The organism is Prevotella heparinolytica, assembly GCF_004342845.1.
In the GTDB taxonomy this organism is placed as follows: Bacteria; Bacteroidota; Bacteroidia; order Bacteroidales; family Bacteroidaceae; genus Bacteroides; species Bacteroides heparinolyticus.
Genome location: NZ_SLXB01000015.1, coordinates 38,685 through 51,179, shown reverse-complemented (window position 1 = coordinate 51,179; position 12,495 = coordinate 38,685). Strand labels below are relative to the sequence as shown.

The window sequence follows — 12,495 nt, the reverse complement described above, 5'->3', positions numbered from 1 at the left end:
TAAAATTGTCTGCTTATGAAACTCATAGCCGAAAGTGGTTCTACCAGAACAGAGTGGGCATTGGTTGAAGATAATCATCTGATACAGCAAGCCTTTACAGAGGGATTGAATCCTTTCTTTCAGACCAGAAGAGAGATTAGCCGGAGTGTACGGTTAGGTCTGCCCGAACATTTCTTTAAAAGAAAATTGGAGCAGGTCTACTACTATGGGGCCGGCTGCTCTTCACACGAAAAGAAGAATATCTTGGGCGCCTCGCTGGTGGCTCAATTCAAAACCCCCATCCAAGTGGAAAGCGATCTGCTTGCCGCTGCTCGCGGACTCTTCAAATGCGAGGCCGACATTGCCTGCATTTTGGGCACCGGCTCCAACTCCTGTTTCTATGACGGAAAAATCATCGTGAAAAACGTCAAAGCAGGCGGCTATATCTTAGGTGACGAAGGCAGTGGCGCAGTATTGGGCAAAATCTTTCTATCCGACATTCTGAAAGGACTGACTCCCAAGAATATTGCTTCCGACTTCTTCGATAAGTTCCGCATCAGTCCGAATGAAGTGATGGAGTCAGTATACAACCGTCCTTTCCCCAATCGTTTCTTGTCCACTTTGTCTTATTTCTTGGCAGATTATACAAACGATGATTATGTATATGGATTGATTACAGATAATCTGAGAAATTTCTTCACTCGCAATGTTTGCCAATATGATTACCAAAACTATCCCATCCGTTTCGTCGGTTCATTGGCCTATAGCTATGCAAGTATTTTGCGCGAAGTGGCGGGCGAGTTCGGCATCGAATTGGAAGTAATTGAAGAAACACCCATGAACGGACTGATTGATTTTCATGCCTTAAACATTGAGGAGCCTTAGTTTACTTGCAAAACAAAGAAAGCCTAATTTATCCATATAACAGAGAATGAAATCTTTCGTATGTAAATCTATCTATATAAATCTAAATATTTACAAATATTTGTTCTTAATATTAAATAAAAACGTATCTTTGTTTGTAGGAATCCGGACGGTTGAAACCGGTCGTTTCATCCCTTTACCAATAATGACTTTAAATATAGATAATAGAGGAGAAGCCTATGAAGAATGAACTGCCCTAAAAAAATGGATGGCCACGTAGCCATTGCATCTCACTTAACTTTACCCCCGAAATCGAAGAGACCATTTAATTAACTAAAAAATCATCAATCTTTTATTATGAATGAAGATCACAAAAAACGAGGAACAGCATACAGCAAGTTTCTCACCGCAGTGGCCATAAGCGCCCTGTTTTTAAGCAGCGGCAATGTGATGGCTACCTCGAAAGCCACAACCGGTACTCCGGGAGTGGCAGAACAACTGCAATCCATCACCGTCAACGGTTTGGTAACAGACGCCGCAGGTGAGCCGGTAATTGGTGCCAGCGTCGTGGAAAAAGGAACGACCAATGGAATTATGACCGACATAGACGGTAAATTCACATTAAACGTTGCGCCGAATGCTATTATACAAGTATCCTTTGTTGGCTATCAGACTCAAGAGGTCAAAGCAGCAAGAACAATGAGAATCGTGTTGAAAGAAGATACAGAGCTATTGGATGAAGTCGTAGTAGTAGGATACGGCGCCCAAAAGAAAGTCAATCTGACGGGTGCTGTTGCAAACGTAAACGCACAAGAGGCAATAGCAAGCAGGCCTATTACAGATGTGGCAAAAGCCCTGCAAGGCATCACTCCCGGTTTATCTATCACCAACAACATTGGAGGTGTAGGAACCGAATCGACAATTAAGTTACGCGGCTCGGTAGGTTCATTGAGCGCAACGGATGGTACCGCCCCTTTAATCTTGGTAGACAATGTAGAGGTGCCCGGTTTGAATCTGGTGAACCCGGATGATATTGAAAGCATTTCTGTTCTGAAAGATGCCGCTTCCTCCTCGATTTATGGAACTCGCGCCGCCTGGGGCGTTATCTTGATTACCACCAAGCAAGGGAAAAAGAATGAGAAAGTAAGAGTTTCATATTCGAACAATTTTGCATGGAACACTCCTACCAAGATGCCTAAATTGGCCACCGCATCGGATAACGCCGATTTTATAATGAATATCATGGGCCGTTTAGGCTTGAGTTCAAAGAGCAATATAGGCTATACAATTGATGCTTATGCCGTGGAAAAAATAAAAGAATGGGAAAAATTGTATGGAGGCATGTCGCAAAGCAGTCTTGGAGAGATGCAGGAAAAGCGCGACTTTGAAATAAAAAATGGAAATACCTATTTCTACCGTTCGTTCGATGCCGTAAATGAATTTACAAGAAAATGGACACCTCAACAAAACCATAACCTTTCCGTGACCGGTGGAAACGATAAAACAACCTACAACATCAGTTTGGGATACTTGAAGCAGGAAGGCGTAATGAAGTTTAATGCGGATGAATATGATAGATATACGCTGAACAGTAACATTACAACCAATATACGCGATTGGTGGAAAGTTCGTGCGAATGTATTATTTACCCGCTCGGTAAACGAACAGCCATATAGATATACATCCGGACAATTTGACGCTTGGTTTTACTTGATGCGTTGGCCGAGATGGTACCCTTATGCCCAATATGAAGGAAAAGACTTCCGTTCGGCTGTAACGGATATAAAAGCCGGTAACCGCGAATCCATAACCTCAAATTATATCCGCGCAAACTTGGGAACGGAAATCAGCCCCATCAAAAACCTGACAGTCAATTTTGACTATACTTTCTCTATGCTGATCGACGCACAGAAAAGAAATGGTGGAACAGTGATGGCATACAACATGTTTACGAGCGCACCTTTTAGCAATTATTCTGATATTTATGGGTCTACACATAATCGTGTAATACAGTCGAGCAAATATACAATGTCTAACATTTTCAAAGCATACGCAACTTACAACTTTGATTTTGATAGAAAGCATAACATCAAGTTAATGGCCGGTATGGATGCGGAAACACGTGAAAGACTGGGACATTATTCCGAACGTCGCGGCTTGATTAGTACTACGCTACCGGAAATTGCATTGACTACCGGAGAACAATTCTCTTATTCCTCAAGCGACAGCTATCATAACGACTTTGCGGCAGCCGGATTCTTCGGCCGTATCAATTATGATTTCATGCAGAAATATCTTGTAGAATTCAATGCTCGTTATGACGGTTCTTCTAAATTCCCTAAAGGCAAAAAGTGGGCTTTTTTCCCATCCGTATCAGCCGGGTGGAGAGCCTCGGAAGAAGCATTCATGGAATGGGCAAAACCTTCGCTTTCCAATTTAAAAGTCAGAGGTTCATGGGGTACTATCGGAAACCAAGATGTAGCAGCCAACTCGTTTATCTCGACAATGACCTCAGGTAATTCCGGATGGGTTATAAACGGGAAAAACCAGATTTATTTAAGTTCTCCTTCTGTCATATCTGCTTCATTGACATGGGAACGGGTGACTACACTCGACTTGGGACTTGACGTAAGATTCTTCAATGATGAGTTGGGATTATCATTCGACTGGTATCGCCGCGTGACTTCGGATATGCATTGTGCCGGCGAGACCCTTCCTTTAACATTCGGAGCCGCTTCGCCCAACATAAATTACGGTGAAATCACCGGCAAAGGATTTGAACTTGCTTTAGACTACAGCCATCGTTTCAACAATGGGTTAGGAGTCAACCTCAGAGCTTCCTTATCACATATCAAAGAAAAAATTTCCAAATTTAACAGCAGTGACAGAAACATTTACGGAAATTATGAAGGAAAAGTCTTAGGCGAGATTTGGGGATATGAAACCGACCGTTTATTCCAAGAAGAAGATTTCACCGTGGATCCAAAGGACGGTACTTATGTATTGAAAAGCGGTATCCCGTCTCAATCACTGTATGAGAGCGGTTCCTTCAAATTTGGCCCGGGCGATGTGAAATATAAAGACTTGGACGGAGACAAGAAAATCAGTTATGGGAAAAATACAGTGGAGGATCATGGAGACTTGAAAGTGATAGGAAACTCTCTTCCCAACTATGAATATAGTTTCACTATCGGTTTGAATTATAAAGGATTCGACTTCAATGCATTCCTCCAAGGTGTAGGAAAACGTGATTATTGGGGATTCGGAAGTATAGCCATACCCTCCGGTGGTTCAAGTTATGCAGACGCAGCTTATGATCATCAGATGGATTATTGGACTCCGAAAAACACCGATGCTTTTTATCCGCGTCCGGCCAATCACGCATGGGTCAGCAATGGACAGAACTTCTTGCGTCAAACAAGATATCTCTCCAACATGTCTTATCTGCGCTGTAAGAACTTGACATTAGGCTACACCCTCCCTAAAGAATGGACAAAGAAGATCTGTTTTGAAAGTGCCCGTCTCTATGTCAGTGCAGAAAACGTTTTCGAGTTTGACAATATGCATCTGCCCCTCGACCCGGAAGCGACAGACTATAAGGTGGGATATGGAGGCAATTCCTGGTCGTTCGGAAGAAGCTATCCTTTCTCCAGAACAGTTTCATTTGGCATGCAAATCGTATTTTAAATAAAAAAAGACTATCGATATGAAAATAAAAATATTAAGCTTACTATTAGTAGCAATAACTCTGGGTGCTTGTGAGGATTTCCTGACGCGCGACCCTATGGATACTGTGACAGATACTCCTGATTTCTGGAACAGCGAAGATAATATCCGCACATCTGTATACGCTTTGTATGATATATACTTCGAAGGCTATAGAACAGAGTGGAGTCGTTCCGACTGGTATTCTGAAACAAACATTGCAGATTGGACAGACAATAATGCTCAAAAGGAAGCAAGATTCTTCACAAAAGTAGCACCGGCTTCCGAGACAGATGACAAATCGACGAAAAAAGATGAGCGTACTTGGACTTTCAGCTATGTACGCCAAATAAACATTATGATAAACCGCATCTCACAGAGCGCATTAAATGAAGAAGCTAAAAACCATTGGCTGGGTGTAACACGCTTTTTGCGGGCAATGGAATATGCCAAGCAGGTTTCGCGTTTCGGAGATGTGCCTTGGTATAGTGAGGAGTTAAGCAATACCAATTACGAAGAACTGTATAAACCTCGCGAACCACGAACCACGGTAATGGACAAGGTGCTGGACGATTTGGATTTTGCTTGCCAGAACATACGCCAAAGTGACGGCGTAACGGGCCTGAGCATCAACAAGGCCGTTGCGTACGCTTATACCTCACGCATACTATTATTTGAAGGAACTTGGCAAAAATACCGGGGAAAGAATAACGAATATGCAAAGAAATATCTGCAAAAAGCCAAAGATGCCGCTGCCGAGTTGATGAGCTGGAACACGTATCAAATAGCCGATAGTTATAAAACGCTGACAACCTCGGAAGACTTAGCCGGCAATCCGGAGATAATCATGTATCGTTCTTATGTGGAAGGCGTATTAATGCATAGTTTAATGAGTTTCCAAAATACGGAAGCAGAGATAAACAGCCCTTCAAAATCCTTAATCGACTCCTATTTATCTGCAAATGGTTTGCCTATCCATCAAACAGAGAATACAATGTTCAAGGGTGACAAGTGGTTCTATGATGAAATAGCAGACCGGGACCCGCGCTTATCCGACAACATCGAAACCAAGGGGCTACGGTTAAACGGAATAGAAGGTGTATATGCTATTTCCGGTTATTTCGGAAACCGCTTTGTAAATGAAGAGTTAAAAGATAAGCCGGGGGGCAGAAGCAATACCTGCATAACCGATGCCCCCATAATGAAACTGAACGAAGTCTTAATGAATTATATCGAGGCTGCGGCCGAATTGGCTCAACTAAATGCCTACCAACTGACTCAAAACGACTTTGACCGGACAATAAACACAATCCGCGACAGAAAAAGTACACACATGCCCCATGTTATTTTAAATGGTGGAAACCTTTCAGTAAATGGCATTACGATTAATGATCCGGAGCGTGATGCAGATGTTCCTTCCCTTATTTGGGAGATTCGTAGAGAACGCCGTGTAGAATTGGTGTACGAAGGTATTCGATTCGATGATCTTCGTCGTTGGAACAAGTTGGAGTATGCGGACATGAAACTTAATAAGAAGCTGAATCTTGGCGCATGGTTGGATAAAGACAAATACGTGGCTTGGTATAACGAACAGAATCCCCAAAAAACGATTACATTAGACAAATTGAAGAGTATTGTTTTGGACAGAGCCGGAAACGCTGGTTACATATTGCCTATCTCGGACGCATCCCTATTGAGAACTTATGCAGAGAAAGATTATTTATATCCTATTCCTTTGGATCAAATAACCTTGTATGAAAGCCATGGTTATAAGTTAGAGAATAATCCCGGCTGGTGATAAAAATTAACTACAAAACCATTAACCTTTTATTATGATTAACCCATCGGCAGAATTAATTTAGTGCATATTTAATTCTGACGATGGGTTTATTGATCATGAAATCTACATATTGTAGAACGGTTAGTGCAGCGCATCCTATATAAGGGAAAGAAAAGGCAACATGAAATGATAGCACGATGGAGCAATATTGATAGTGGACAGCTTATGATATTCCAACTCTGCAAAATAAGATTGATAATATTGAAAATATTAAAATAAGTGTTTTTGATATTAAAATAAACGTTATCTTTGTTGCAAACAATATCCTCCTTAGGCTATACCATATTATGAAGAAACTATTGCTTTTATTTTTGATGCTATGTGGCTCTTTGTTGTGCGGGGCACAAGAAGAGCGAGTCGTTTTAGGCGACGAGCAGACTTCGGAGTATTTTCCCATCTTGAAAAACAAGCGAATAGCCATATTCTCCAATCACACCGGCATGGTGGGAGACAAGCACCTGCTGGACGTTTTGCTGGAAAACAAATTCGACGTGGTGGCTATATTCTCGCCCGAACATGGCTTCCGGGGGAATGCCGATGCAGGTGAACACGTGTCGAGTTCTGTGGATTCGAAGACAGGCGTTCCTATCCTTTCTTTATACGACGGAAAGTTGGGTAAACCCAGCGATGCTTCTATGCGTAAATTCGATATCCTGATTGTAGACATACAGGATGTAGGTTTGCGGTTCTACACCTATTATGCCTCCATGTGCCGACTAATGGATGCTTGTGCAGAATATAACCGCAAGGTGCTGGTACTGGATCGCCCAAATCCCAACGGGCATTATGTGGACGGACCGATACTGGACATGAAATACAAGTCGGGCGTGGGTTGGCTTCCCATTCCCATTGTGCACGGCATGACGCTGGGCGAACTTGCGTTGATGGTGAACGGCGAACGCTGGTTGCCCGCCTCGCGCGTATGCGACCTGACCGTCATTCCTTGCAAAAACTACACACACCGAACCATGTATCGGTTGCCGATTCCTCCATCGCCCAACCTGCCGAACATGAAGTCCGTCTATCTATATCCTTCTACCTGCTATTTCGAAGCTACTCCTGTCAGCCTGGGCAGAGGAACCGACCTTCCGTTTCAGGTGTACGGACATCCCAACATGACGGGCTATAGTTACAGCTTTACGCCGCGCAGCGTGCCCGGAGCCAAGAATCCGCCGCAACTGAACAAACTTTGCCACGGCATGAACCTGAGCAACCTGAGCGATGAGGAGATTTGGAAGCGCGGCATCGACCTGAGTTATGTGATAGACGCCTACCGAAACCTGAATATGGAAGACCACTTCTTCCGCTCTTTTTTCGAACTGCTGATAGGCACAGACTACGTGCGCAAAATGATAAAAGAAGGGAAAAGTGCCGACGAGATAAAAGCAATGTGGAAAGAAGACGTGGAAAAGTTCAAGGTGCAGCGCAAACCTTATCTGCTCTACGAAGAATGACCTCGTGCCTACGCACCGGCACTCCACGCATTATGGCGAATAACAGATTAATCAAACAATTATAAATGAATAAACAGTAAATCCTCCTCATGACACCGCTTTCAGTAATCATCACCATCGCCGCCTACTTCGCGATACTGTTCACGGTATCCTACATTGCAGGCAGAAAGGCCGACAACGAAGGTTTCTTTGTCGGCAACCGCAAATCATCTTGGTATGTAGTGGCTTTTGCCATGGTAGGCTCTGCCATTTCGGGCGTTACCTACGTCTCCGTTCCGGGCATGGTGACAGCCAGTAGTTTCGGCTATCTGCAGATGGTTATGGGCTTCATTGTCGGACAACTCATCATTGCTTACGTGCTTGTACCCTTGTTCTACAAGATGAATCTGGTGTCTATCTACGAGTATCTGGAAAACCGTTTCGGCATGTCTTCTTATCGCACGGGAGCTTGGTTCTTCTTTATTTCTAAGATGCTCGGCGCAGCCGTCCGCCTGTTTTTGGTGTGCCTGACGTTGCAATTACTGGTATTCGAGCCGTTCGGACTGCCGTTCCTGCTGAATGTAGCCATTACGGTAGCTTTAGTATGGCTGTACACTTTTCAAGGCGGAGTAAAATCACTGATTTGGACTGATTCTCTGAAAACATTCTGTCTGGTGGTTTCGGTAGCACTCTGCATTTACTACATCGCTTCCGACTTGAACTTGTCGTTCACCGGCATGATAAGCACCATTGCCGACAGCGACATGTCGCGCATCTTCTTCTTCGACGACGTAAACAGCAAGCAATACTTCTTCAAGCAATTCCTCGCCGGAGTCTTCACAATGATTGCCATGACGGGACTGGATCAAGACATGATGCAGCGCAACCTGAGTTGCAAGAACTTCAAAGACTCGCAGAAGAACATGATAACCAGTGTCATCTCTCAATTCTTCGTCATCCTGCTGTTCCTCATGCTGGGCGTACTGCTCTACATATTCGCCGCCAATCGGGAGATTACGGTGGCAAAGAGCGACGAGCTGTTCCCCTTGATTGCCACCGGCGACTATTTCCCCGCCGTCGTAGGCATCCTGTTCATCATCGGACTGATTTCTTCGGCCTATTCTGCTGCCGGTTCGGCACTTACCGCCCTGACCACCTCTTTCACCGTAGACATTCTGGGGGCGAAAGGCAAGCCGGAAGACACGGTTGTCAAGATACGCAAGAAGGTACACGTCGGCATGGCCGTAGTCATGGGCATCACTATTTTTGTATTCAATCTCCTGAATAACACAAGCGTCATCGACGCTGTATATATTCTGGCAAGCTACAGCTACGGCCCCATCTTGGGTTTGTTTGCTTTCGGCATTTTCATGAAACAACAGGTGCGTGACAAGTATATACCGTTGGTTGCCATCGCTTCGCCGGCCTTATGCTTCATTCTGCAAAAGAATTCCGAAGCATGGTTTGGAGGCTACCAGTTCAGCTACGAATTACTGATATTCAATGCGCTGTTCACTTTCATCGGCCTCTGCCTGCTGATTAAGAAGAATAAAAAAGAACATTAACTTAACACATCATCATGAATGTAAGACGTCTTTTTTTACCAAGTCTGCTTGCCGCCTCCCTCTTCCCCCAGACGGGAGGCGCGCAAGAACTTCCGACGGATGTGCGCCGTGAAATCGAGCGGTTTCTGGACGACGTGGCACGGAAAGAAGTTTCTGTGGGAAACATCAGGATAGACTCCGTGGCCGTGGAAGGGAAAACGCTGCAACTCTTTGCCAACATGAACTGCGCCTATATCCCTTTCCTTGAAGACAACGTCGCCGAGATTTATAAAGGTGTGCGTGCTTTACTTCCGCCGCACTTTGCCAAAAACAGGCTGCAAATCCGCACCAACAAGCGTAGTATCGAAGAGCTGATTCCCCAAGCCCTGCGCCATAAAAAAGACAAGAAAGCCAAAAGATTCAACCCCACCGCCACAAGGCCTTTGGTGACGAATATCTCTGCCCCTTATGCCCCCACTAACGGCTTGCTGAATCGTCACATCGCTTTGTGGCAAAGCCACGGCTGGTACTACGAGTCTAAACTTGCCCGTTGGGAATGGCAACGTGCACGTATTTTCCAGACGGTGGAGGACTTGTACACCCAAAGTTACGTATTGCCTTTCCTCGTACCGATGCTGGAAAATGCAGGCGCCAATGTATTGCTGCCACGCGAACGCGACTGCCGGGCGGAGGAGGAAATTGTGGATAACGACGGTTGCCTCAACAGCAGCTCCACCTACACGGAAAGCACGGGAGATAAAAGTTGGACGCAAGGAAGCGGAGAAGGGTTCGCCCACCTGCGCTCGCAATACATCGGCTTCGAGAACCCTTTCAAGGAAGGTAGCTATCGTGCTGTCGAAACCATCAAGAAAGGGAAAGAAAGCACAGCCGAATGGATGCCCGAAATACCTTCGACCGGACAGTATGCCGTATACGTAGCCTACCAAACACTACCAAACAGTGCAGACGATGCACTCTACACGGTGTATCATAAAGGCGGCATGACACAGTTCAGAGTCAACCAGCAAATGGGAGGCGGCACGTGGATTTACCTCGGTACTTTCGCTTTCGATGCCGGAAGGAATAAGGAGGGCAGAGTGGTTTTGAGCAACCGCTCGGCCAAAGCCGGACGAATGATAACGGCAGATGCCGTGAAGATTGGCGGCGGTATGGGTAACATAGCACGCCGCATCTCCGATGAAGGCATAACAGAAAATCTGAAAAGCTCCGATACACGCAACCTGCAAACGGAAAGCACAAGCGAAAAAAACGAATCTCAAACTGCCGCTTTCTTGTCGCAACAGAGATTTGAGACAAGCGGCTATCCCCGTTTCTGCGAAGCAGCCCGCTACTGGCTGCAATGGGCGGGAATTCCCGACAGCGTATATTCCGAGAGCAAGGGCAAGAACGACTATACGGACGACTACAAATGCCGCGGCATCTGGGTGAACTACCTCGCCGGAGGTTCTCCGGTTAATCCCACGGAAAAGGGACTGAACATTCCCGTGAACATGGCTTTCGCCTTCCACTCGGATGCGGGAACCACCTTGAACGACTCCATTATCGGGACGCTGGGCATCTACTATACCAATGCCTACAACGAAAAGTATGCCAACGGAGCGTCGCGCTACCTCGGCCACGACCTGACCGACTTGATTCAATCGAACATCGTGCGTGATGTGCGCACTCTTTACGAACCCCGATGGACCCGCCGAGGCAAGTGGAATCAATCTTATTACGAGGCCCGTGTCCCCCGCGTACCCACCATGCTGCTCGAACTGCTTTCTCACCAGAACTTTGCCGATATGCGCTACGGACTCGACCCACGTTTCCGCTTCACCGTGAGCCGTGCCATCTACAAAGGCATGTTGCAGTTCCTCTGCTCGCAATATGGCACGGAGTACGTTGTCCAACCACTTCCGGTAGACCACATGGCCCTGCGCATGACCGGAGAGGATGAGGTAGAGCTGAGCTGGCAACCCGTGGACGACACATTGGAACCGACAGCCAAAGCAGAGAAATACATTGTCTATACGCGCATCGGAAACGGAGCTTTCGATAACGGCGTATTGGTGGAGAAGAACAGCTACCGTGTACGCATTCCTGCCGACGTGGTATGCAGCTACAAAGTGACGGCCGTGAACAAAGGAGGTGAGAGCTTCCCATCCGAAATACTATCGGTAGGACGGGCTTCACAATCCAAGGGCACGATACTGGTGGTAAACGGATTCGACCGTATCAGCGCTCCCGCCGACTTCGTGGCACCTGCACCGGCCGATACGTTGCTTGCCGGTTTTCTGGACGAACAAGATCACGGTGTACCTTATATAAAGGACATCAGCTACATCGGTAAAATGAAAGAGTTTCGCCGCTCCATTCCTTGGATGGACGACGATGCATCGGGCTTTGGCGACAGCTACGGTGATTATGAAAATCAAGTGATTGCCGGCAATACGTTCGACTATCCCTCCGTACACGGCGCCGCGATACTGAAAGCGGGCTACTCCTTTGTTTCGAGCAGCGACGAAGCTGTGGAAGACGGATGGACATCGCTCAACGACTACAACTACGTCGACCTCATCTTAGGAAAAGAATGCCAGAGCAAGATGGGAAGGGGTGTGATGCCGTTGGAGTTCAAAACCTTCAACAACCGGATGCAGGAAGCGATTACCGCATATTGCAAGCAAGGAGGAAACATCTTTGTTTCGGGTGCTTTCGTCGGAACAGACCTTTGGGACAACCGGCTTGCCGCTGCCGATGAAGCGGACAAGAAGTTTGCCACGGATATCCTGAAGTACAAGTGGCGTGTAGGCCAGGCAGCCATAACGGGGAAAGTGAAAAGCGTGGCTTCTCCATTCCCCTCTCTATCGGGGAATTACACCTACTACAACGAACTGAACGCGGAAACATACGTAGTAGAAGCGCCCGACGCCATTGAGCCGGCAAGCAAAGACGCCTATACGGTGATGCGCTATGCTGAGAACAACCTGAGTGCCGGCGTGGCTTATCAGGGCGACTACAAAACACTGATTCTGGGATTTCCTTTCGAGGCGATACGTACCGAGGCGGAAAGAGAAGCATTCATGCACGCGGTATTGACCTTCTTCAATGACAATAAGTAACACCAATC

Annotated in this window: 6 protein-coding genes; all 6 read left to right on the top strand. The window is 46.2% G+C overall.

All coding sequences use genetic code 11. From position 1 onward, the window contains the following. Positions 1–15: 15 nt before the first annotated feature. The 6 genes from EV202_RS08630 (at position 16) to EV202_RS08605 (ending at position 12,487) form a co-directional block, all read left to right on the top strand. The gene (locus tag EV202_RS08630) at positions 16–864 is read left to right on the top strand and encodes a hypothetical protein (RefSeq protein ID WP_131926730.1); all 849 of its coding nucleotides are present in this window, start codon (positions 16–18) and stop codon (positions 862–864) included. 336 nt (positions 865–1,200) lie between these two features. Continuing rightward, positions 1,201–4,530, top strand: coding sequence for a SusC/RagA family TonB-linked outer membrane protein (locus EV202_RS08625; RefSeq protein WP_131926729.1), 3,330 nt, complete (start codon positions 1,201–1,203; stop codon positions 4,528–4,530). Between the two features lie 19 nt (positions 4,531–4,549). Further along, positions 4,550–6,346 (top strand): RagB/SusD family nutrient uptake outer membrane protein, encoded by a 1,797-nt coding sequence (locus EV202_RS08620; protein WP_131926728.1) that lies wholly within the window; start codon positions 4,550–4,552, stop codon positions 6,344–6,346. Positions 6,347–6,675: 329 nt separating this feature from the next. Next, complete coding sequence (locus EV202_RS08615) at positions 6,676–7,842, top strand: exo-beta-N-acetylmuramidase NamZ family protein (RefSeq protein WP_131926727.1); 1,167 nt, start codon at positions 6,676–6,678, stop codon at positions 7,840–7,842. Between the two features lie 89 nt (positions 7,843–7,931). After that, positions 7,932–9,386: a sodium:solute symporter gene (locus EV202_RS08610; RefSeq protein WP_131926726.1), complete on the top strand. Its 1,455-nt coding sequence runs from the start codon at positions 7,932–7,934 to the stop codon at positions 9,384–9,386. Between the two features lie 14 nt (positions 9,387–9,400). Beyond that, positions 9,401–12,487 carry a golvesin C-terminal-like domain-containing protein gene (locus EV202_RS08605; protein WP_131926725.1) on the top strand — a complete coding sequence of 1,029 codons (3,087 nt, stop codon included), beginning with the start codon at positions 9,401–9,403 and terminating at the stop codon, positions 12,485–12,487. Positions 12,488–12,495 lie beyond the last annotated feature (8 nt).

Bases quoted from the DNA above. Each gene is read 5' to 3' on its own strand.
- EV202_RS08630 (WP_131926730.1), top strand. From the start codon at position 16: ATGAAACTCATAGCCGAAAGTGGTTCTACCAGAACAGAGTGGGCATTG.
- EV202_RS08625 (WP_131926729.1), top strand. From the start codon at position 1,201: ATGAATGAAGATCACAAAAAACGAGGAACAGCATACAGCAAGTTTCTC.
- EV202_RS08620 (WP_131926728.1), top strand. From the start codon at position 4,550: ATGAAAATAAAAATATTAAGCTTACTATTAGTAGCAATAACTCTGGGT.
- EV202_RS08615 (WP_131926727.1), top strand. From the start codon at position 6,676: ATGAAGAAACTATTGCTTTTATTTTTGATGCTATGTGGCTCTTTGTTG.
- EV202_RS08610 (WP_131926726.1), top strand. From the start codon at position 7,932: ATGACACCGCTTTCAGTAATCATCACCATCGCCGCCTACTTCGCGATA.
- EV202_RS08605 (WP_131926725.1), top strand. From the start codon at position 9,401: ATGAATGTAAGACGTCTTTTTTTACCAAGTCTGCTTGCCGCCTCCCTC.